The organism is Pseudoalteromonas sp. DY56-GL79 (assembly GCF_041414765.1).
Taxonomy (GTDB): Bacteria; Pseudomonadota; Gammaproteobacteria; order Enterobacterales; family Alteromonadaceae; genus Pseudoalteromonas; species Pseudoalteromonas piscicida.
In genome coordinates this window covers 75,021-98,562 of sequence record NZ_JANHZS010000015.1, presented here as the reverse complement: position 1 = coordinate 98,562, position 23,542 = coordinate 75,021, and the positions used below count along the sequence as shown (strand labels likewise).

Sequence of the window (23,542 nt, the reverse complement as noted above, 5' to 3'; positions counted from 1 at the left end):
GTGCGTCAATAGCTGGCCTATTGCAAGCAAATTTAACTCAGTAGTAAGGGATAGCAGCTGCTAGAGAACAAGTTGTTATCCCGAGTTCAGGTTATATAGGCAATCTCGCGCGCTTGACCACGCTATCAGGCATTTTGTTTGCCAATTGCCCTAGTGCTACCTGGATCCGCTTATGTAGCTTTTTATCTGCAACTGCGGAATGAAACAACCATCGATAGGCATCTTCATAATCTCTTGGACTACCATGACCTTGATTAAATACATCTACGAGTCTTAACTGAGCGTTTAAGTTGCCAAGTGCTGCGGCTTCTCTCAGATAGGTTACCGCCATCGCTTTATCTTCTTGCACCAACTGACCAACATCATAGTAGCGACCTAATTGTTCAAGCGCCGCCGCAAGGCCCTGCTCTGCTGCCCTTTTCATATAATAAAGGCCGAGCTCAACATCTCTGTCTACACACACGGCATAAGCTAACATGTCACCATAAAGAAACTGATACGAAGGCAGCGCCATAATTTCAGCACGCGCTTCAATATCTTTAACCAGCTGGCACTCATCCGCTTTAACCCGAGCAAGGTGTTGATTTTTTTCAATGAGCGCTAGTAGCTCTTGTTGCGTATACAAAGGCACAGCTTCGATAGCCTCTTCGGCAGATACTTTGCTCTGTATACTGAGACTTAAGGAAACACTCAATGCTGAAGCTGCAAAATAACGAAGTAAGTAATTCATCGAAGACCCATCAAAGTAAAGCTGATTGTTTAACTATAGCAGGCTGCAAAGGCAAATTACTTGCTCTGCAGCAACATCGACACTCAAATTTGATTAAGCATTATTTACGCCAAAGCGAAGTCTAATTTTATCATCTGAGCAAAAATTCACTTACTTATCGGCAGAAAGACAAAAACTTGTAGGGTAATAGACACAAAAAAAGCTGCCGTAGCAGCTTTTTTCTTTATCAATCGACAGCAGGATTATTCAGCAAAAGGGTTGCGAACAATCATTGTCTCAACGCGGTCTGGGCCTGTTGAGATGATATCAATTGGCACGCCAGTGATTTCTTCTAGGCGCTTGATATAGTTGATAGCGGCTTCTGGAAGCTGCTCAACAGAAGTTGCACCAAAGGTATTTTCGCTCCAACCAGGCATTTCTTCATATACTGGAGTCACTTTCTCATAGCCTTCAGCAGCAAGAGGAGTCACATTAGTCACAGTGCCGTCTTCTAATTGGTAACCAGTACAGATTTTCACTTTTTCTAAACCATCAAGTACGTCTAGTTTAGTTAAGCAGAAACCACTGATGCTGTTGATTTGAACTGCACGGCGCATTGCCACTGCATCAAACCAACCGGTACGACGTAAACGACCAGTTGTTGCGCCAAACTCGTTGCCTTTCTCGCCTAAGTGTCTGCCAACTGGGTCTTGCTTGTCTTGACCATCGTAAAGCTCTGTAGGGAAAGGACCTGAACCAACACGAGTTGTGTAAGCTTTAACAATACCTAAAACGTAATCTAAGTGTAGCGGACCAAAACCTGCACCTGTCGCAACACCACCAGCCGTCGTGTTTGATGAGGTTACGTACGGATAAGTACCATGGTCGATATCAAGTAGTGTACCTTGCGCACCTTCAAATAGAATATGGTCGCCAGCATTACGCGCTTGATCAAGTAGTTCAGTAACGTCAACAATCATTGACTTAAGTACTTTTGCTACTTCCATTGCATCATCGTATGTCTTCTGGAAGTCTACTGGGTCTACTTTGTAGTAGTTAACCAAGGCGAAGTTGTGGAACTCTAGTACTTCTTTAAGCTTCGCAGCAAATTGCTCTGGGTTGAAAAGATCGCCAACACGTAAACCACGACGTGCAACCTTATCTTCGTACGCAGGACCGATACCACGGCCAGTTGTACCAATGGCTTTTTCACCACGCGCTAGTTCACGCGCTTGGTCTAGTGCAACGTGGTAAGGCAAGATCAAAGGACATGCTTCGCTGATCAATAGACGCTCACGTACAGGAACGCCACGCGCTTCAAGCATGTGGATTTCTTTCATTAGTGCATCTGGTGCAAGTACTACACCATTACCAATTACACATTTAACGTCTTCGCGTAGTACACCTGATGGGATCAAGTGTAGTACCGTTTTCTCACCGTTAATTACTAGTGTATGGCCAGCATTGTGTCCGCCTTGGTAGCGAACCACTAAAGAAGCCTTATCTGTAAGTAGGTCAACTACTTTACCTTTACCTTCGTCACCCCATTGGGTGCCTAATACAACGACGTTTTTACCCATTGCAAATTCACTTAGAAAAAATTAGGCGCAGATTTTACCAGAAAACCATAGTCGAAATCACCCCAATTTGCCTAATTTTTCTGCTTTCAATAAGATTGATGATGTAAAGCATCAAGGCAAGTTACATAACTCGTTGAAAAGGTGGATTAATAGCTGAAAATCAAACAACGTATTTTATTTTTATATCAAAATAGCTGTATTGTTCAGATTAATCGATAACTATCTCTTTGTTATCAAAAGTAAACTTTTATAAAACGTAAAAAGCCCAAAGGTTAACCTTTGGGCTTTTTAAAATATAGCTCAAGCTTGCTCGCGAGCAGTTAAGCTTGAGTGACTAGCCTATAGCTCTAAATCGTCTTCAACTTCAGCAAGGCCCTTATCTTCTCCCTCTTCAGGCATAATAACCGCTTGCGCTAGGAGCATTTCTCTCAACTTGCCTTCAATTTCGTTGGCAATCTCAACATTTTCTTTCAAGAACTTAATTGAGTTTGCTTTACCCTGGCCAATTTTATTGCCGTTGTAGCTAAACCAAGCACCCGCTTTATCAACCAGTTTGTGTTTCACACCTAAGTCTATCAACTCACCTTGTTTCGACGTACCTTCACCGTACATGATGATGAACTCAGCTTGCTTAAATGGTGGTGCTACTTTGTTTTTCACAACCTTAACACGAGTTTCGTTACCAACAACCTCATCACCTTCTTTCACTGAACCGATACGACGAATATCAAGACGTACAGATGCATAGAATTTAAGTGCGTTACCACCAGTTGTGGTTTCAGGGTTACCAAACATCACACCAATCTTCATACGAATTTGGTTGATGAAAATACATAATGTGTTCGAGCGTTTGATATTAGCAGTAAGCTTACGCAATGCTTGTGACATGAGTCGAGCCTGCAAACCAACGTGTGAGTCACCCATATCGCCTTCGATTTCAGCTTTAGGGGTAAGTGCTGCTACCGAGTCAATAACAACCAAATCAACCGCACCAGAACGAACTAACATGTCACAAATTTCAAGCGCTTGTTCACCGGTGTCGGGCTGTGATACTAATAGCTCATCAACATTAACGCCTAGCTTTTCAGCATAGATTGGATCGAGTGCGTGTTCAGCATCAACGAACGCACATGTTTTACCAAGCTTCTGCGCTTCTGCAATCGCTTGTAATGTTAGCGTTGTTTTACCTGATGATTCTGGACCATAGATTTCAACAATACGACCAGTTGGTAAGCCGCCGATACCAAGTGCAATATCCAGGCCTAGTGAACCAGTTGAGATGGCTTCAATATCTAGCGCCTTGTTCTCACCCAGTTTCATGATTGAGCCTTTACCAAACTGACGCTCAATTTGTGATAGTGCTGCGTCTAATGCCTTTTGCTTGTTATCGTTCATTTGCTTCTCCAATTCAGCGTAATGACACCTAGTATACTGTATGAAATTACAGTATCAAGTAGAATTTTATGATTTTACCATCGCTATAGTATTTTTTAATGCAAATTCAATAGCTTGAACTCTTATTTTAGCCCTATTTCCAGTAAATACTTGGTGAAATGCCTGAACTTTGTCACTATTTGCAATAGCAAACCATACAGTACCTACTGGCTTATCAGCACTGCCCCCAGTCGGTCCTGCGATACCAGACACAGCAATGGCAACTTCAGCATGGGCTGCCCGCTGAGCGCCTTTGGCCATCTCCAAAACCGTTTGCTCACTCACTGCACCAAATTGTGTTAGGGTTTGTTGTGATACTCCCAATAATTCATGCTTAGCTTGATTACTGTATGTCACAAAACAACGTTCTATATATGCAGAGCTCCCCGGCGTATCTGTTAGCGCATAACTCACCCCACCGCCTGTACATGACTCTGCGGTAGTGATTGTTACGCCGTTATTCGTTAGAATAGCGCCCAATTGTGCCGCATATTCGGCTATCTCTTTGTAGTGCTCCATAGGAAAACCTTTTAGGTATCAACAATGTCGTCAGATCTATATTCAGAACACACTATAAACCAACAAACCCCAATGATGCAGCAATACCTGCGAATTAAAGCTCAGCATCAAGAAATCTTGCTGTTCTATCGCATGGGCGACTTTTATGAACTCTTCTTTGACGATGCCATCAGAGCGGCGCAGCTTCTCGATATTTCTCAAACCTATCGCGGCAAAGCCGGTGGCAATCCGATCCCAATGGCGGGTGTTCCCTATCATGCAGTTGAAAACTACCTAGCTCGCTTAGTACAACTGGGTGAATCTGTTGCTATATGTGAGCAAGTTGGCGACCCTGCGACCAGTAAAGGTCCTGTAGAACGTAAAGTTGTGCGCATTGTTACTCCAGGTACCGTCACCGACGAAGCACTATTACAAGAACGCCAAGATAATTTACTTGCAGCGGTCTACCAACATCCAAAAAACTTAGGTTATGGCGTTGCCTATCTTGATATTAACTCGGGCCGATTTAATATCGTAGAGCTACAGACTGACGAAGCACTTAACTCTACGCTACAGCGCTTGCAGCCCGCAGAATTGTTATATCCAGAATCATTTCAGAACCTTTTAGTGCTAGAAAGTATTAAAGGCAGTCGTCGCCGCCCGGATTGGGAGTTCGATTTAGACACAGCAAAGCATTTACTTTGTCAGCAGTTTGAAACCCGCGATTTAGTCGGTTTTGGTGTCGACAATGCCAATATGGGTTTAATCGCTGCGGGTTGTGTCATGCAATACGTGAAAGACACGCAGCGCACGGCATTACCTCATATTCGTGCGATCACGCTCGAAAAGAATGAGCACGCGGTGATCTTAGATGCCGCGACGCGCAAAAACTTAGAGCTAACACTGAACCTCTCTGGCGGTGTTGAAAACACCTTAGCGCAGATTTTAGATAAGTCTTCAACGGCTATGGGTTCGCGCTTACTAAAACGCCGTATTCATACGCCCGTGCGCGAACGCAAAGAGCTCAATGCTCGACTCAATGCGATTGCGAGCCTTATCGAACAACAACTATGCATGGAAGTTTACGATGCACTAAAACACATTGGCGATATTGAACGAGTTGTAGCACGGTTAGCGTTGTTTACCGCTCGTCCGCGTGATCTAACGCGTTTAAGAAGTGCATTACAAGCGTTACCGCCATTGCATGATATTTTACAAGATGCGACGGATGCGAGACTTCAGTCTATCATTAGCCACTCACCGGCATTACCTAAGTTACAAGATTTGTTAGAACGAGCAGTTATCGACAATCCCCCTGTTCTCATTCGTGATGGTGGAGTAATAGCAAAGGGCTACAATGCAGAGCTTGACGAGCTACGCGCATTAAGCGCAGGTGCCACGGATGTTTTAGAAAAACTTGAAGAAAGAGAGCGCGAACGCACGGGGATCTCGACATTAAAAATTGGCTATAACCGCGTTCACGGATTTTATATTGAGATCAGCCGCGCCAATTCGCACTTAGTGCCTGCGGAATACATTCGCAGACAAACACTGAAAAATAACGAACGCTATATTATTCCTGAGCTAAAAGAGCATGAAGACAAAGTGCTTGGAAGCCAATCGAAAGCACTAGCACTTGAAAAGCGCCTATATGAAGAGCTCTTTGAACTCATCGCTCCTTATATTGAACAATTGCAAGTCATGGCAGCAGCGCTTGCCGATTTGGACGTGTTAAACACTTTAGCCGAACGTGCTCAGACACTAGACTATTGCAAGCCCACGCTTACCGAGGGCACTGAAATTGATTTAGTGGATGGTCGCCATCCAGTCGTAGAACAAGTAAGTAAAGAACCATTCATTGCCAACCCGGTAAAACTCAACGATGAACGTAAAATGCTCATTATCACTGGGCCAAATATGGGTGGTAAATCGACCTATATGCGTCAAACCGCGTTAATTGTGTTGATGGCGCATATTGGCAGCTATGTACCGGCAAGCGCAGCCACCATCGGAATTGTCGATCGTATTTTTACTCGCATTGGCGCCAGTGATGACCTTGCCTCTGGGCGCTCAACCTTTATGGTTGAAATGACCGAAACTGCAACCATTTTAAACAATGCAACCGCACAATCATTGGTGCTAATGGACGAAATTGGTCGTGGTACTAGCACCTATGACGGTTTATCACTCGCTTATGCGACAGCGGATTATCTCGCCAGCAAAATTGCAGCAAAAACACTGTTTGCTACTCATTATTTTGAGTTAACCGAATTGGCTGAGCAACAAGCAGGCCTTGTTAATGTGCATTTGGATGCCGTTGAACATAACGATACCATTGCCTTCAAACACACAGTAATGGAAGGAGCTGCAAGTAAGAGTTTTGGTTTACAGGTAGCAAGTCTTGCCGGCGTGCCAAAAGCGGTGATTAAGTTGGCGAAACAGAAACTCGCTTTGTTAGAGCAGCATCAGAGTGTCGTTGGCGATAAGCCTACTCATGTAGCTGCACCTGTACAGCAGAGCTTAATGCTTGCCAATGAGCCTTCAGAAGTTGAAGCGCTACTTGCTGATATGGATCCCGATGATACGACACCAAAGCAAGCTCATGCATTGCTATATCAACTTAAGTCTATGCTATAGAAAGTTATGCTATAGAAAGTAAAAAGCGGCTAAATGCCGCTTTTTTAATGTTCTCTCACAATTAGAATTTGTGGTTATACTGAAGACCAAAGATCATCGCATGGCCTTTAGAGCGATAGCCCCACTCACTGAATCTGTCAGCTTCAGTGAAAGTTTGTGTTTTACCTCTTAAAACACTGATCCCGAAATCTACAGTTGCTTGGTTAGCAAGTGTATACTCCGCACCAAATGAGTACCAAGTACGGTCTGTATCAGGAATTGAGATAGACAGATGGTTTTCATCCGCTGGTGATTCATCATACGCCATACCTGCACGTAGTTTCACCGCATTACTAAGCTGATAGTCAGCACCAACTGCAAAACGTAATGAATTAGAGAAATTCTCTTCTTTAGTGAATACTGAACCTGAGTTACCAACTACAGCTTCCAGTTCATCAAAACTATTCCAGCCGGTCCAAAGTACGCTGTAGTGTAGTGAGGTTTCTTGGTTTAGTTTATGAGAACCTGAGATCTCAGCAATCGCAGGTAACGTTACATCTACTGAACCTGGTAGTGACGCGCCATTCAAGCCGCCAATCGCTGCTGGTAAGTCGTTGCTAAAGTGGCCATCAAATGTGATATCTGTTTCACTACGGTAATGGAAGCCGATTAGGTTGTTTTCATCGATTTGATAAGCAACACCCAAGTTCCAACCAAAGCCATAATCGTCACCTTCTAAATGTACCGCTTGAGTACTTGCAGGCAAACCTGTCGTTGTCGCGCCAAGGTTACGGACGATTTTAGCATCGGCATAAACTTCATTAATACCAAACGCTACGCTCCATTGCTCATCAATTTGGTAAGCAGCAGAAATACCTAAGTTAACGGTCTTAATTTCAGTTTCACCCGCGATTTGGCCAGCAACATAATCCTTATCGAATTCTGTAGATAGGCCAAACTGTGAATAGATACCTGCACCAATCGACCATTGGTCATTATATTTGTGTGTTGCATAAATAGCAGGAATAATAGCACTTGGCGCGATGCTGTTGTCATTTAACGCTGATGCAGGGATACCATTGCTAGTACCTGTTCCCGTCAGGCTTACGTCCGGTTGAACATACATAGCTGCTACTGATAATTGCGTGCCTGATAGCTTACCCATCAATGCTGGGTTACGTGCAACCACTGACGCATCGTCGGCTGCAGATGCTTCACCCGCATAAGCACGACCAAGGCCAGATACGTTTTGTTCCGCAAGTTGGAAGGCGGCAGCTAGTGCTTGTGATGACGATAAAATCGCACCTGATGCGATAAGACCTAATAATACTTTGTTCATACTCTAATCCCCTGTGAACTAACCATTTCCTGAGTAATGGTTAAAAAAACCAATTCGAGTAACACTGCGTAGCCTCACTTTGACCTTGCTCACCTAGCCAATATCCAGCTATGCCACACACCCACCAAATTGGCAGAATAATAAATTCATGACACCCTACCTAAAAGTGGAGTAGAAATCTCCTTTTTTGCGACTTTTCGTTGATTAAGTGAACATATAACGAACAAATTACGCACTTTATAAACTCATCGGATGAGATGAACTATCAAATGATAATAATTACCAATATCATTGACGTGCCTTCATCCCTTATATACACTCTTCAATCTGAGTATGAGTCATTCTGTGTGCTAATCGTGCCAAGGAGAACAACATGTCGATAGCATTAATCGTTTGCGCATTGGTATTTTGCGGTCTCAGCGTATATTGCCTGTGTAAAGCAAACTACTGTGCCTGTCGTCACGCGGGAGAGTGTGATAACCCGGTCAGTCAGTACTGGCTAGGAGCTATTGTCGCAGCGTTGCTATCACTGCTGCTAAGCTGTGCGGCGTTACATTCTGAAAAGGGAACATTACTGTGGATACTAATGATGGCGAGCTGTATGACTGGCGCAATGCTCTCTGCTAGATGGCAAAATCTCAAAAGACGCTGTAAAAACGCTTTCTTTCCAGTCGCGCAATCCAAACCTTAAATCAATAATTGATCTCTTAGCAGTCGTGAGAGGTTAATTTGATAATCAAGCGGCCTAACACTTGCGATCACTTTGATGTCTGACTCGCTTAAATCCAAATCTTTTGCCGTAACATGGTGGAGATGTTTGGTATTGTAAAACACACGTACAAGAGGCGCGGTGGGCGCATGTTTATTGCCTTCGAGTACCAATCCTAATCGCTCGTTGGTCAGTTTAACAATAGTCCCTACGGGGTGAACCCCCATACACTTAATAAAACGCTGCACTAAAATAGGATCAAATTGCTTTTTACTCGACAATAAAAAGCGTAATGCATTAATAGGCTCATCAGCCTCTTTGTGGTGCTGATCTGAGGTTATGGCGTCGTATACATCCACAATCGCCATCATTCTAGCCGCGGTGCTGAGTGCATCGTCTTTAATCCCTCTGGGATAGCCTGTACCATCTAAGCGCTCATGATGGTTGATGATCATGTCCAGCATGATAGGCGTGATCCCTGACTCTCCTTTACTCAACCCCAACGACTGTGCCACATGCTTTTTGACTGCACGATACTCAAGATCGGTAAAATTGCCCGGCTTATTGATCAGCCCCTGCGGTAACTTAGCGTGACCAATGTCATGCAACATCGCCCCCATGGCTAACTGTTCAATAATGTGATGTTGCAAACCGAGGTGCTTGGCAAATACGGTGATCAGAATTGCGCAGTTGGTCATATGACGCCAATTGTAGGCATCTTTGTCTTTGATCCGAGTTAAAATCGCCATCGCATTTGAATTACGCAATACCGAATCTACGATGTCTTTACTTACCTCATTAATGAGGCTCATATCGACCTTCAAACCCGATGTAACATCTCCATAGAGGCTTTGGATCTGACGGTTATTTTTTTCAAACTTTTGCATCGCAACCGCAAATTCTTGCTGCAAAGTTTGTTCTTTACTCACCGTTTTGGTTTTGGGTTTTGGCTTGCTGCGAGTGGTGGAAAGACTGCCATCCATGCCATTTTTGGCGACAGGTTCTTCAGGGGCTTGTGGCGCTTCAGTGACCGGTTCTGCTGGCTGCTGGTATTTCTGTGGTACAGGAATATCGCTCTGCGTAAAGTCGATGGTGAGCTCCAGTACCCCTTTATCAATCAGCTTTTGAATGATGGCTTCATCTCTGACCATTCCCCTAGATTTGATCTTAATGCCCGCGTCAGACTTATGCTTGTGAACATTATCTACAAACATTCCTGGTCTAAGATCTTCGATGGGGAGGACAATCTGCATGAATCGCTTACACTACGTAGTTAGCCAATGAATATTAATACCATTGAATGAGGTGAAACACCATCTATTCAGATTAAATTCACACAAAGGTATGGTGAAATTACAACCACTAAAAAACGTTTGTTATACCAATTTGCTGAATTAAGTGATCTATTTTTAGGTATTTGTGAAATGTTCCAGGAGGGGAAACCCAACACCGTATACATGCTGGGTTTTATACGATTGCTATTCTTGGAAATAAGTTCCCCAGCCGTCGTATTCAACGCCAGCGTCTAATGCAACCTTTTCTAACTTGTCTACGTCTTCCATGATAACGTCGGTATCCAGTTCGGCTTCTACAACAACATCGAAGCCCCAAATTTTGCCGCCGTCTTCGAGTTCAAGCTCTGCTGGCTCTTCAACATCATAGCCCAATTTAAATGCCGCTAATGCTGCTGCTTCCAGCTTGTCAAAATCCTCACTTACAAAGTGATGTTCTACTTCATAAAGGGTTTCAGGGTTTGAACCGTCTTCTAGCAATGAAGAAACGATATCTTCACTTATCTCACGCCAGTTTTCCATTATTTTAATCTCGCTTTTGCATCTAGTTCAGCTATTCTTTGAGCCATTTTAGCATGGATCTGAGCAGCGTGATCCCTTGCTGGCACTTCTGGGTCTAAATATTCTGGCTCTAGTATGTCGATATAGACCTTACCATTATTCCAACGATTGAGCTTTATCTGCTCATGCGTTGAACTCATACATACTGGGATGATAGGCACATTGGCACTCATCGCAGTGTGAAATGCCCCGGTTTTAAATGGTAACAAACCGCGGCCATAGCTTCTGGTTCCTTCAGGGAACATCCAAACCGATAGTTTTGACTCGGTGATTTTTTTTGCTGATTTGGTCAGTGTACCTAAGGCTTTAGAACGATTAGCTCTATCAATCAAAATGTTGCCAGATAGCCAATACATTTGCCCAAAGAACGGGATCCACTTTAAGCTTTTTTTCCCCATGCTGACGGTGTTTTTTGGCACCACGGCCGGCAGCGTAAAGAGATCATAATTATTTTGGTGATTTGCAACATACATCGCGGGGACAACATGCTTGGCATTTTCATGCTGTGTAATAACCAACTCAACGCCTATCAACTTTGACATATAGCCATACCATTTGGCTATCGTGTGCACATTGTTAGCATGAAAAGGGCGCACAATACACAATAACAATCCGCAAATACCACTAACAATGATAAACACTGCTAATAAGAGAATTCGTATAATGGCAATCAATTTAACCACTCCAGAATTAAAATCTCGCGCATTATAGTAAAATAAGCGAACACTTGTAAGCTCAAAATGATGATAGTTTTGAGATTGCCAGATGAGTCTCTAGGTATGAGAGTTAAGGTGCTGATCTGTTTATAGAAAATAAAAATGCCGCTGAGTAGCGGCATTTGACACACGATTTATCATTTTTGCAAAATTTAGCTCATTGCGTTTTGCAGCTTTTTCATTGCTGACTTTTCTAGCTGGCGTACACGCTCAGCCGACACGCTGTATTTCTCAGCTAAATCTTGTAGCGTTGCCTTTTCGTCAGCAAGCCAACGTGCACTTACGATATCTTGAGAACGCTCATCAAGCGTTTTCAGTGCTGCAAATAGGCGATTATGTGACTGCTCTTGCCACTGCTCTTGCTCAACTTCTTCGGCAAGGTCACTACTTGTGTCTGTTAAATACTGTACTGGAGAGAAGTTACCCGCTTGGCTTTCGTCATCATCAGCAGATAGGTCAAAGCCCATATCTTGGCCTGCCATACGAGACTCCATCTCGCGAACTTCTTTCTCACTTACACCAAGCTCGTTTGCAACCGTTGTCACTTCGTCTTGGTTAAACCAACCTAAACGCTTTTTATTTTTGCGCAGATTGAAGAATAATTTACGCTGCGCTTTTGTCGTCGCAACTTTAACAATACGCCAGTTTTTTAATACATATTCATGGATTTCTGCTTTGATCCAATGTACCGCAAAAGAAACAAGGCGCACACCCACGCTTGGGTCAAAACGCTTTACTGCTTTCATCAATCCAATATTACCTTCTTGGATCAAGTCAGCCTGAGGTAGGCCATAGCCCGAATAACTTTTTGCGATGTGAGCAACGAATCTCAAATGAGACATAATGAGTTGCTTAGCCGCGTTAAGATCCCCTTCTTCCTGAAGACGTGTCGCAAGTTTTTTCTCTTCCTCAGCGCCAAGCATAGGTATTGTGCTTACAGATTGAAGGTAACCTTCAACACTTGCGCTTTGCTGCCCAGTTAGTGCTAATGCGTATAAATCTTTAGTCATGTTTCACCTCAGTGATAAACCGTTTCGTGTATATTTAGCACTCTAACATCTAGAGTGCTAAATGCAATCTACTTTATCTGATTTTTAAAATCAACCTTTTTAGAAGAACTTCAAAAACAAAATGTAACCTACTGAATAATAATGAAAATATTGAATTAACTAGGCTTCTTTTTACGATATTATTTTTTTATGACAGTGCTAAATTTAATTAGTTCTGATTGTTTGAGTGCTAAAATCTGATAGTAATTGGCAATCGACTGCTACACTTTAGCAGTCGATTGGTGTTTGTAGCGTTAAATCATACCTTTTCAGGTTCAATCTCTTTGATATAACGGTGTACAGAAAGAAAAGAGCCTACAAACCCTAAGGTAATCGCAGTGCCAAGTAGCACTAAAAGTTCATTCCCTGCCATTCCCTGAAGCACAAAGTTGCTTTGATATACCCCAACAACCGTAGATACGGCTGACTCCAGCCACCACAACATAAGAGCTACACAGATAAAGGCAACCAAACCACCGACTATGCCATACCATACACCAGTCCAAAGAAACGGAGCCTGAATAAAGGTATTGGTCGCTCCCACCAGTTTTAGCACTTGGATTTCTTCTTTCTTGTCCATGATGGATAAGCGTATGGTATTTCCAATAATCAAGATAACGGCGCTAAGCAATAGAAACCCCACGGTGATCACACTTTCTTTTAGTAACCCCAGTAGTGCATTTAGGCGCTCTAGCCATTCAATATCCAGCTTACCAAACTCGACCTCGCGCTCTTTTTCAAGTTTAGTGAGAAGCTCTGTTGCAGCTTGTGGTTTTCTAAAACGACTAACAGGCGTTACCAGCACAACATTAGGCAGCGGGTTTTCTTCTAAATAGTTAAGCGCCTGACCAAAGCCTGACATTGACTTAAATTCATCCAAAGCTTGGCTTTTACTTATCAGTACTACTTTTTCTATTTCTGGATAGAGTGCAAGCCGCTTCACCAAGGTTTGTGTCTGTGCTTCTGTCATTTCATCTTTAACGAACAATGATATTTCAGATGCCTCTTTAAACCCGCTACTTACCTGCTGTACATTTTTCACTACCACATAAAGCGTCGCGGGCAATGTCAGGCTGAGTCCCAAAACTAGAATAGTCATTAAAGAGGCCATTGGCGTACGCCACATTTCCCCAAGACTCTGTACACCTTGACGAATAATCATCAAACAAAAAAAGTAAAAATGATGAAATACCGACTTTTTACTCTGTTCAGCCTGATTTCCTCGTCCTTTAAACAGCAAACTCATAACATGTCCTCCGCTAGCGGATCTTGTAGCATCCGTCCTTGATTAAGCGTGAAGCTACGGTATTTCATGCGTGCTATTAACCCCAAATCATGAGTCGCGATAAGAACGGATGTACCACGGCGATTAAATTCTTCAAATAGGTTCAGAATTTCCATCGATAGTTCTGGGTCTAAGTTTCCTGTAGGTTCGTCTGCAAGCAGCAAAGGCGGCGAGTTAACAATCGCTCTTGCTATGCCAACACGTTGCTGTTCACCTCCAGATAACACACTCGGATGGCACTTTGCTTTATCAAGCAAACCCACCTTGTCCAAAGCGGCATGTACTCTTTTGGTGATCTGTTTATGGTGAGTACCTTCAATAACTAGAGGTAGTGCGACGTTATCAAATACGCTGTAACGTTCAAGTAGGCGGTGGTTTTGAAAAATAATCCCAATATCTCGGCGAACAAAAGGAACTTGCCGGTTAGATACCGTATTGAGATCGACACCATTAATGTAGACACGGCCTGCTGATGGCCTTTCCATCACGCTAACCAACTTTAATAATGTACTTTTACCAGCGCCACTGTGGCCGGTTAAAAATGCGAGTTCTCCATTTGCAAGTTCAAAGCTCACTTTTTCCAGCGCTTTGTGCCCACCAGGATAAGTTTTGCTCACTTGCTCAAATTTAATCATGTTGGCCTCTTATACTTATTTTAACCATGACACTCAGTCCGTGGCATTGTAGCAATTCGGCAATCGAATAAAGCGGGCAAATTTGCCCGCTTTATTGCAACTGATGTCTCTATTTATTCTTGACTGAACAATGCCTCGATAAAATCATCACTCTTAAAGGTGCGTAAGTCATCAATGCCTTCACCTACACCTATATATCGAATTGGCACCTTAAACTGATCCGCCACAGCAAAGATAACCCCACCTTTGGCTGTACCATCAAGCTTAGTTAACGTGATACCAGTTAAGCCAACCGCTTGATTAAACAGTTTTACCTGACTAATCGCATTCTGACCAGTTCCGGCATCAATCGTCAACATCACTTCATGTGGCGCGTCTGGGTCTAACTTTTTCATTACTCGAGCAATCTTCTCAAGCTCTTGCATTAGGTTATCTTTATTTTGTAATCGACCCGCTGTATCCGCTATTAATACATCGATATTTCTCGCTTTAGCGGCTTGGAAGGCATCAAATACCACCGACGCAGAATCAGCACCTGTGTGCTGGGCAACAACAGGGATACTATTTCTTTCACCCCATACCTGCAACTGCTCTACCGCAGCCGCGCGGAAAGTATCGCCAGCCGCCAACATGACGGATTTACCTTCGCTTTGAAACTGTTTGGCAAGCTTACCGATTGTTGTCGTTTTACCAACGCCATTTACGCCAACCATTAAGATAACAAAAGGTTTCTTATCGGCAGGGATCTCAAGCGGTTGCTCTGCCGTATTTAAGATCTCTGACATTTCTTTTTTCATTAGGTCATATAAAGCTTCACCGTCTTTTAACTGCTTTCTATCAGCAGCATCAGTCAGGTTATCTATCAGCTTCATTGTGGTTTCAACACCAATATCAGCCGTTAGCAATTGCGTTTCTAGATCTTCGAACAACTCATCATCGATTTTCTTGCCTTTGAATACCGACGCAAAGCCTGAGCCGATATTGGCTTTGGTTTTCAACAAGCCTTTTTTAAGACGGGAGAAGAAACCTTCTTTTTTCGGCTTTTCTTGTTCTTGAGCTAATTGATCCTGACGTTCAGCTTCTTCATGCTCGGCTTGCTCTTTTGCTAATTGTGCCTGACGTTCTGCCTCTTCACGCTCGGCTTGTTCTTGAGCTAATTTTGCTTGACGTTCTGCTTCCTCACGCTCAGCTTGTTCTTTCGCTAATTGCGCCTGACGTTCTGCTTCCTCACGCTCGGCTTCCTCTTTTGCTAATTGAGCCTGACGTTCTGCTTCTTCACGCTCAGCTTGTTCTTTCGCTAATTGTGTCTGACGTTCCGCTTCTTCACGCTCGGCTTGCTCTTTTGCTAATTGTGCCTGACGTTCCGCTTCTTCACGCTCGGCTTGTTCTTTCGCTAATTGCGCCTGACGTTCTGCTTCCTCACGCTCAGCTTGCTCTTTGGCTAATTGTGCCTGACGCTCCGCCTCTTCACGCTCAGCTTGCTCTTTTGCTAATTGTGCTTGGCGTTCTGCTTCCTCACGCTCGGCTTGCTCTTTTGCTAACTGTGCCAGACGTTCCGCTTCCTCACGCTCAGCTTGTTCTTTCGCTAATTGTGCCTGACGCTCTGCCTCTTCACGCTCAGCTTGTTCTTTGGCTAATTGCGCCTGACGTTCTGCTTCTTCACGCTCAGCTTGTTCTTTCGCTAATTGCGCCTGGCGTTCTGCCTCTTCACGCTCATCTTGTTCTTTTGCTAATTGCGCCTGACGTTCTGCCTCTTCACGCTCAACTTGTTCTTTAGCCAACTGCGCCTGACGTTCCGCTTCTTCACGCTCGGCTTGCTCTTTGGCTAACTGTTCTTGGTGTTCTGCCTCTTCACGCTCGGCTTGCTCTTTGGCTAACTGTTCTTGGTGTTCTGCTTCCTCACGCTCGGCTTGCTCTTTCGCTAATTGTGCCTGACGTTCTGCCTCTTCACGCTCGGCTTGCTCTTTCGCTAACTGTTCTTGGCGTGCTGCTTCCTCACGCTCAGCTTGTTCTTTCGCAAGTTGTGCCTGACGTTCTGCTTCCTCACGCTCAGCCTGTTCTTTCGCTAACTGTGCCTGACGTTCTGCTTCTTCACGCTCAGCTTGTTCTTTTGCTAATTGTTCCTGACGTTCTGCCTCTTCACGCTCAGCTTGCTCTTTTGCTAATTGTGCCTGACGTTCTGCTTCTTCACGCTCAGCTTGTTCTTTTGCCAACTGTTCTTGGCGCTCAGCTTCTTGTTGCTCTTTATCGGATTTACCAAAGCCCAACCAAGATAAAAATTTGTTTTTCTTTCCCATATTCACTTATGACCGTGTTAGATAAATTGCATAAACCCAAAGCAAAATGTTGATGATCTTGCTACCATACTCGAAAACGCCAATCCGCATCAGCTTATTGCTTTTACTTGGATTGATATCACACTTAATTTTGGGCTCGAAAGGCAAGCCGAGGATGGCAACCTTAGTGCTTAGACAAAATTGCGTGCAAGTGTACCATGTTCCGTAAGGATGAAAAATCCTGACACCAAGAACCTTTAATAAAGAAGCAAATTACGTCGCTATGAGAAAATCTAAGCCTAAGTCAAATACCAAACAGTCTGGTTTCATCCGCCTGATCAGTGGTAAGCATAAAGGTCGCAAGTTACCAGTTCATGATGTTGTGGGATTAAGACCAACAACAGATAGAATGAAAGAAACCGTTTTTAATTGGCTCATGCAGGACGTAAGAGACGCAAAAGTACTCGATTGCTTTGCCGGTGCTGGCAGTCTAGGATTTGAGGCGATTTCACGCTTTGCAGCAAGCGGAACCTTTATCGAACTGGATAAAACCGCGGCGACACAGCTTAGCAACAATGCAACTTTACTCAAACTGGATAACGTTGAAATCATTAATACCGACGCGTTAACCATGCTAGCAAATAACCTAAAGCAACAACAATATGACTTGGTTTTTATTGACCCACCCTTTCGCAAAGGGCTTGTGACTCCTTGTTGTGACTTACTTGAGTCACAATCTTGGCTCAGCGAAGACGCACTCATCTATGTTGAATTTGAACAAGAGGCACAACCTGACACACCAGAAAATTGGCAAGTGATTAAAGAAAAGCATGCAGGACAAGTGATCTGCCGCCTTTATCAACGCTGAAATTCCCTCATAAAGAATGAAAAAACAGCCGTTAGCGTATGACATGACAGGGCTGGTGTTTTTAGCTATAATTTAGGCTTTACATGCGGTCTTGCTTCAGATTACAATACCGCACCATTTTTGAACCAATTGGCTAGTTTTTAGCCAGATAGAGCTAAGCTCATTAATTAGGTAGGTGAATTTTTAATGCCAGTAATTAAAGTAAGAGAAAACGAGCCGTTTGACGTTGCACTACGTCGTTTCAAACGTTCATGTGAAAAAGCAGGTATCCTTTCTGAAGTTCGTCGTCGCGAGCACTACGAGAAGCCAACTGCTGAGCGTAAGCGCAAAAAAGCTGCAGCGGTTAAGCGTCACATGAAGAAGCTTTCTCGCGAAAACGCACGTCGCGTTAAATTATACTAATCAGTATTGGTCTTGTATCAATGAGCTTATTAGTTACGCTAAAAGACGCGCAAAAAGAAGCGATGAAAGCCAAAGAGAAACTTCGTCTTGGCGCGATTCGTGCGGTACTTGCTGAAATTAAACAGCGAGAAATCGACAACCAAACTACACTAGACGACGTAGGCATTACTGCGGTTTTAGTTAAGTTGGTTAAGCAGCGTCGCGATTCTTATACCCAGTATAAAGATGCAGGGCGTGAAGACTTAGCTGATATCGAAGCTAACGAAATTAGCGTACTTGAGACATTCCTTCCTAAGCCACTTAGCGAAGATGAAATTGTCGAGCTAATTGATGCCGTGATTGCACAAACTGGTGCGTCAGGCATGCAAGACATGGGCAAAGTAATGGGTGCGATTAAAGCAGAAGCTGAAGGTCGCGCTGATATGGGTAAAGTCTCTGGTTTAATTAAGCAAAGACTTACCGCTTAAGCCCACATACAATTGTATGATTGATAAGTGAACCGAGCCTAGTGCTCGGTTTCTTCGTTTTAGGCGTCATGTGTACCAATGCAGTACTGATAAAATATCTCACTTGAATTAAGTTGATTTTTTCTCGTTGCTACTTGATATAATGCGCTCACTCACTAGTACAACTTCGGAACATAAATGAAAGGCAAAATCCCTAGACAGTTTATTGATGACTTGCTCGCAAGAGCGGACATTGTCGAGCTCATAGACGGTCGTGTGGGATTGAAAAAGGCAGGAAAAGACTATCAAGCCTGCTGTCCATTTCACAATGAGAAAACACCTTCATTTACCGTGTCACGTGATAAACAGTTTTACCATTGCTTCGGCTGTGGTGCTAATGGCAACGCGATATCCTTCTTAATGGAATACGATAAGCTTGAGTTTGTCGATGCTATTGAAGAATTAGCCGCCCTATTAAACTTAGAAGTACCACGCGAAAATGCCCCGCAAGGGCCACAGCGTTCAATGGAAGAAAAAAAGTCTGACTATGACTTAATGCTCCAAGCCGCTAAGTTTTATCAGCACCAGTTAAAACACCATAGCAATGCCACTCAAGTAATTGACTACGTAAAAGGGCGCGGACTGAGTGGCGAAACTGTCCAAAAGTTTATGATTGGTTATGCACCACCTGAGTGGGAGTCATTGTGTAATCAAATAGCCCGCAAGCCTGAGCACAAACAACAGCTGCTCGATTTGAAATTAGCATCAGAAAAGTCAGCTGGCCGTCAATTTGACTTCTTCCGCGATCGCTTGATGTTCCCTATTCGTGATAAACGCGGTCGTGTCATCGCATTTGGCGGAAGGATAATGGGTGCAGATCAAGGCCCAAAATATCTAAACTCGCCTGAAACACGCATTTTCCATAAAAGTTTCGAGCTTTATGGTTTTTATGAAGCTAAACAGGCCCATAAGCAATTAGATAAAGTCTTGATTGTGGAAGGTTATATGGACGTCGTTGCCTTAGCAGAAAAAGGCATTGATTACGCCGTTGCCGCATTAGGCACTGCAACCACAGCTGAACACATGCAAACTTTGTTTCGTAATACCGACAGAGTGATCTGCTGCTACGACGGTGATAGAGCTGGCCGCGATGCAGCTTGGCGTGCACTTGACCATGCTTTACCTAACTTAAAAGACGGTAAGTCTCTACAGTTTGTCTTTTTACCTGATGGTGAAGATCCAGACTCATTGGTACAGCAAGAAGGCAAAGATGCCTTTGAAGCACGGCTGGAAACAGCAAGCGATTACACGCAAGTATTGTTTACCAAATTACGTGAGCAATGCGATCTTACAAATGATGCAGGCAAATCCAAGCTGCTTACCGATGCCATTCCACTGATCAGCAAAATACCCAGTGACTACTACCAAGAGAGTTTGTTAACCACCTTAGCCAGGTTAATTGGTCGTACTCGTGAGCAGCTTAGTGCTAAATTAGCAAGTAACAAACAGCAAAATAAAATTGAGCGCCAATTTAAAGTCACGCCGATGCGTCGAGCGATTGGCTTACTGCTCCAACATCCACAGCTTGCGCAAACGGTTGAGTATATGCCTGAACTCGGTGAAATGGCGATCCCTGGTATTCAACTGCTGCTGAGCTTACAAATGTTATGTCACGATAACCCGCAAATAAATACAGCGCAGTTACTTGAACATTATCGCGACCAAGCTGAATTCGATGCCTTGAAAAAGCTTGCGGTGTGGCAACATGGCGTTGCTGAAGATAGGCTAGAAGACGAATTTAAAAATACTTTTCAATTTATTGAAGATCAGTGTTTAAATTATCGCCTAGAGACCCTATTAATAAAGGAGAAAACCGAAGGCCTAACAAATGATGAGCGGCTAGAATGCGCACTCCTTACCCAAGCGCTTAAACAGTAGAAGTTCTAGTCAATAGCAATTTTCGGTGCTATAATGTTCTATTCACTGCGTCATCAAAATTTAGCTGTTAAATAGCTGGCGCCTGTTGTATCAACTTTTCAGAGTGGAAGCAAATTTCTCTATGGATCAATCTCCTCAGTCACAACTCAAACTTCTGATTCAGAAAGGTAAAGAGCAAGGTTATTTAACTTTTGCAGAAGTTAACGATCATCTTCCACAAGACATCATAGACTCAGATCAGGTAGAAGATATCATCAGCATGATCAACGACATGGGTATTCAGGTCTCTGAAAATGCGCCTGATGCTGATGAGTTGATGATGCAAGAAACAACAACAGATGAGGATGCTGCGGAAGCAGCGGCTGCGGCATTAGCAACAGTAGAAAAAGAAATTGGCCGCACAACTGACCCTGTTCGTATGTATATGCGTGAAATGGGTACGGTTGAACTTCTAACTCGTGAAGGCGAAATCCAAATCGCTAAGCGTATTGAAGAAGGGATCAACCAAGTACAGATTTCTGTTGCAGAATACCCTGAAGCTATTACTTACCTGCTAGAGCAATGGGACAAGTACGAAGCAGAAGAAATGCGCCTAAGCGACATTGTTTCTGGTTTCTTTGATCCTAATGCTATCGAGGAAGACGAAGCGCCAATTTCAGCAACACACATCGGTTCTGAGCTAAGTGATGAAGACTTAGATGACGAAGATGATGATGAAGATGATGACGATGATGACTCAGAAGAAGGCGATTCAGGTCCAGATCCTGAAGAAGCTCGTGAGCATTTTGAACAACTTCGTACGCTGTACAATAAAGCGCGAGAAATTTTTGAAAGTAAAGGTCGCTCGCACCCAGATGCGAAAGCTGCAATTCAGGAAATCGGCGATCACTTCCGTACTTTCAAGTTAGTTCCTAAGCAATTCGACCGCATGGTAAACAACATGCGCGACATGATGGATAAAGTGCGTGTTCAAGAACGTATCATCATGAAACAAGCAGTTCAGATTGCTAAGGTACCGAAAAAGGTTTTCGTTAAGCACTTTGCTAACAATGAAACCGATACCGCATGGATCGATGCTGAAATTGCATCAGGTGAAAAACACTCAGCAAAACTTGCTGAAGTAAAACCTGAAATAGAGCGTTGTGTTAACAAGCTTAAAGCGTTTGAAGATAGCACAGGTCTTAGCATTGAGCGTATTAAAGACATCAACCGTCGCATGAGTATTGGTGAAGCAAAAGCTCGCCGTGCGAAGAAAGAAATGGTTGAAGCGAACTTACGTCTTGTAATTTCAATCGCTAAAAAGTATACCAACCGCGGTCTGCAGTTCTTGGATCTGATCCAAGAAGGTAACATCGGTCTGATGAAAGCGGTTGATAAATTTGAATACCGTCGTGGTTATAAGTTTTCAACATACGCAACTTGGTGGATCCGTCAGGCGATTACTCGCTCAATTGCGGATCAGGCAAGAACTATCCGTATTCCAGTACATATGATTGAAACAATCAACAAGCTGAATCGTATTTCTCGTCAAATGCTGCAGGAAATGGGCCGTGAGCCAAGTCCTGAAGAATTGGCAGAACGTATGATGATGCCTGAAGACAAGATCCGCAAAGTGTTAAAAATCGCCAAAGAGCCGATCTCAATGGAGACGCCTATTGGTGATGATGAAGATTCACATCTTGGTGACTTTATCGAAGACACTACTATCGAGTCGCCGATTGATTCAGCAACGATGGAAAGTCTTCGTGGCGCGACCAACGAAGTGCTGGCAGGTCTTACCGCTCGTGAGGCTAAAGTACTACGTATGCGTTTCGGTATCGATATGAATACAGACCACACATTAGAGGAAGTGGGTAAACAGTTTGATGTAACACGTGAGCGTATTCGTCAGATTGAAGCTAAAGCGCTACGTAAGCTGCGCCACCCTTCTCGCTCAGATCTATTAAAGAGCTTTTTAGACGTTAAGGGCTAAAAAGTAGCAAATAAGATTAAGGCCGCTATTCAGCGGCCTTTTTTATATTAATTGGATTAAATAGGTATACACACATGGCTTGGATCCAAATCCGAATTTATTCAGATAAAGCCGATGCCGATACTTTAAGCGATATGCTTATGGATGTCGGTTGTCCGTCTGTCACATTCATGGATAGTAAAAACAATCCCGTTTACGAACCAAAACCTGGCGAAGTCATCTTATGGCCTGAGACAACCGTGATCGGTTTATTTGAAGCAAACCATGATATGCAAGCAGTCGTTGACTTTGTCCAGTCACATTATGACAAGCCGTTAAACTACAAGCTTGAACAGCTAGAAGACAAAGACTGGGAACGCGAGTGGATGGATAATTTCCACCCAATTAAGTTTGGCGAGAGATTATGGATCTGCCCAAGCTGGCGTGATGTGCCAGATCCCAATGCCGTCAATGTGTTACTAGATCCAGGCCTTGCATTTGGTACTGGTACTCATGCGACAACCGCACTTTGCCTGCAATGGCTAGAACAACAAGACCTCAGTGGCAAAACGGTCGTTGATTTTGGCTGTGGCTCTGGGATTTTAGGCATTGCAGCAATCAAATTAGGCGCTGAGCGTGTGATTGGTATTGATATCGATCCACAAGCGCTGATCGCAAGCCGCGATAATGCCGAGCGTAATGGCGTCGCAGATAAACTAGAAGTGTATTTACCTGAAAACCAGCCGCAATTCAGTGCTGATATCGTTGTTGCTAATATTCTTGCACAGCCGCTGAGAGAGCTACACGAAATCATTCTCGGCTTCTTGGGCGACAAAGGCGCCATCGCTATGTCTGGTATTTTAGAAGAGCAAGCGCAATCCGTTGCGGATGTTTACGCACCATTTTTAAAGCTAGACAACATTGCCCAACAGGGTGAATGGACGCGCGTCAGCGGTGTGAAAAAATAAGGCTGCTAACGTAACGCTGACAAAAGTATCAGCGAGTCAATGAAAGTTAGTAAGTTTTAACTGGTAAAGCCTGTAATTAACAGGCTTTACGCATTTTTCACAGCTTAAATTTTCGGCTCAAATTGTACCTTTAAAATTGTTTTTGCATAAATTTCGTGCAAATTATCTGGGCTCTCAGGTTGTTATCAAATGTCAACCCATAAAGTTCAAAAAAAAAGCAATTATGTTCAATTTATAACCTTTGATTTTTGCGAAAAAAACCGTAAACTT

The 23,542-nt window shown here is 43.5% G+C and carries 20 protein-coding genes; 8 read left to right on the top strand and 12 right to left on the bottom strand.

The features are described from left to right. Nucleotides 1–91 precede the first annotated feature (91 nt). The 4 genes from NO992_RS12455 to NO992_RS12440 all read right to left on the bottom strand — a co-directional run bounded on the left by NO992_RS12455 (nt 92) and on the right by NO992_RS12440 (nt 4,242). Complete coding sequence (locus tag NO992_RS12455) at nt 92–730, bottom strand: tetratricopeptide repeat protein (protein WP_010378945.1); 639 nt, start codon at nt 728–730, stop codon at nt 92–94. A gap of 242 nt (nt 731–972) precedes the next feature. Continuing rightward, a complete protein-coding gene (locus NO992_RS12450; protein WP_010378944.1) occupies nt 973–2,289 on the bottom strand; it encodes an adenylosuccinate synthase in 1,317 nt (438 codons plus the stop codon). Nucleotides 2,290–2,628: 339 nt separating this feature from the next. Next, a complete protein-coding gene (gene recA, locus NO992_RS12445) occupies nt 2,629–3,684 on the bottom strand; it encodes a recombinase RecA (protein ID WP_017218478.1) in 1,056 nt (351 codons plus the stop codon). Between the two features lie 66 nt (nt 3,685–3,750). Then, on the bottom strand, nt 3,751–4,242 hold the full coding sequence (locus NO992_RS12440) for a CinA family protein (protein ID WP_371377541.1): 492 nt from the start codon (nt 4,240–4,242) through the stop codon (nt 3,751–3,753). A gap of 24 nt (nt 4,243–4,266) precedes the next feature. Here NO992_RS12440 and mutS point away from each other — a divergent pair, with 24 nt between their 5' ends. Next, complete coding sequence (gene mutS, locus NO992_RS12435; RefSeq protein WP_371377538.1) at nt 4,267–6,858, top strand: DNA mismatch repair protein MutS; 2,592 nt, start codon at nt 4,267–4,269, stop codon at nt 6,856–6,858. A gap of 61 nt (nt 6,859–6,919) precedes the next feature. Here the strand turns inward: mutS and NO992_RS12430 are convergent, their stop codons facing one another. Then, a complete protein-coding gene (locus NO992_RS12430; protein ID WP_371377535.1) occupies nt 6,920–8,176 on the bottom strand; it encodes an outer membrane protein transport protein in 1,257 nt (418 codons plus the stop codon). Nucleotides 8,177–8,549: 373 nt separating this feature from the next. Between NO992_RS12430 and NO992_RS12425 the strand changes: the two genes are divergently transcribed. Beyond that, a complete protein-coding gene (locus tag NO992_RS12425) occupies nt 8,550–8,867 on the top strand; it encodes a hypothetical protein (RefSeq protein ID WP_010374094.1) in 318 nt (105 codons plus the stop codon). On the opposite strand, the gene NO992_RS12420 is transcribed toward NO992_RS12425, so the two are convergent. From NO992_RS12420 to ftsY, 7 genes are all read right to left on the bottom strand, one after another. Next, nucleotides 8,864–10,138: an HD-GYP domain-containing protein gene (locus tag NO992_RS12420; protein ID WP_371377532.1), complete on the bottom strand. Its 1,275-nt coding sequence runs from the start codon at nt 10,136–10,138 to the stop codon at nt 8,864–8,866. The two genes, NO992_RS12425 and NO992_RS12420, sit on opposite strands and share 4 nt — an antisense overlap. Before the next feature lie 225 nt (nt 10,139–10,363). Further along, nucleotides 10,364–10,699: a ribonuclease E inhibitor RraB gene (rraB, locus tag NO992_RS12415; protein ID WP_010374098.1), complete on the bottom strand. Its 336-nt coding sequence runs from the start codon at nt 10,697–10,699 to the stop codon at nt 10,364–10,366. Beyond that, a complete protein-coding gene (locus tag NO992_RS12410; protein WP_010374100.1) occupies nt 10,699–11,412 on the bottom strand; it encodes a 1-acylglycerol-3-phosphate O-acyltransferase in 714 nt (237 codons plus the stop codon). The genes rraB and NO992_RS12410 overlap by 1 nt, the downstream gene beginning before the upstream one ends. A 194-nt stretch (nt 11,413–11,606) precedes the next feature. Next, entirely contained in the window at nt 11,607–12,464 is an 858-nt protein-coding gene (rpoH, locus tag NO992_RS12405; RefSeq protein WP_010374102.1) for an RNA polymerase sigma factor RpoH, read from the bottom strand. A gap of 298 nt (nt 12,465–12,762) precedes the next feature. Further along, nucleotides 12,763–13,749 carry a permease-like cell division protein FtsX gene (gene ftsX, locus NO992_RS12400; RefSeq protein WP_010374104.1) on the bottom strand — a complete coding sequence of 329 codons (987 nt, stop codon included), beginning with the start codon at nt 13,747–13,749 and terminating at the stop codon, nt 12,763–12,765. Continuing rightward, a complete protein-coding gene (gene ftsE, locus NO992_RS12395; RefSeq protein ID WP_371377528.1) occupies nt 13,746–14,423 on the bottom strand; it encodes a cell division ATP-binding protein FtsE in 678 nt (225 codons plus the stop codon). Before ftsE ends, ftsX begins: the two co-directional genes overlap by 4 nt. Before the next feature lie 113 nt (nt 14,424–14,536). After that, nucleotides 14,537–16,720 carry a signal recognition particle-docking protein FtsY gene (ftsY, locus tag NO992_RS12390; RefSeq protein ID WP_371377525.1) on the bottom strand — a complete coding sequence of 728 codons (2,184 nt, stop codon included), beginning with the start codon at nt 16,718–16,720 and terminating at the stop codon, nt 14,537–14,539. Between the two features lie 262 nt (nt 16,721–16,982). Here ftsY and rsmD point away from each other — a divergent pair, with 262 nt between their 5' ends. From rsmD to prmA, 6 genes are all read left to right on the top strand, one after another. Continuing rightward, a complete protein-coding gene (rsmD, locus tag NO992_RS12385) occupies nt 16,983–17,567 on the top strand; it encodes a 16S rRNA (guanine(966)-N(2))-methyltransferase RsmD (protein WP_010374109.1) in 585 nt (194 codons plus the stop codon). 186 nt (nt 17,568–17,753) lie between these two features. Further along, nucleotides 17,754–17,969: a 30S ribosomal protein S21 gene (rpsU, locus tag NO992_RS12380; protein WP_010362466.1), complete on the top strand. Its 216-nt coding sequence runs from the start codon at nt 17,754–17,756 to the stop codon at nt 17,967–17,969. Nucleotides 17,970–17,989: 20 nt separating this feature from the next. Beyond that, a complete protein-coding gene (locus NO992_RS12375) occupies nt 17,990–18,436 on the top strand; it encodes a GatB/YqeY domain-containing protein (RefSeq protein ID WP_371377521.1) in 447 nt (148 codons plus the stop codon). 177 nt (nt 18,437–18,613) lie between these two features. Further along, nucleotides 18,614–20,353 (top strand): DNA primase, encoded by a 1,740-nt coding sequence (gene dnaG, locus NO992_RS12370; RefSeq protein ID WP_017218469.1) that lies wholly within the window; start codon nt 18,614–18,616, stop codon nt 20,351–20,353. A 121-nt stretch (nt 20,354–20,474) separates the two neighbouring features. Then, a complete protein-coding gene (rpoD, locus tag NO992_RS12365) occupies nt 20,475–22,325 on the top strand; it encodes an RNA polymerase sigma factor RpoD (RefSeq protein ID WP_010374116.1) in 1,851 nt (616 codons plus the stop codon). Between the two features lie 74 nt (nt 22,326–22,399). Next, nucleotides 22,400–23,272, top strand: coding sequence for a 50S ribosomal protein L11 methyltransferase (gene prmA / locus NO992_RS12360; protein WP_045962651.1), 873 nt, complete (start codon nt 22,400–22,402; stop codon nt 23,270–23,272). Nucleotides 23,273–23,542: the final 270 nt, after the last annotated feature.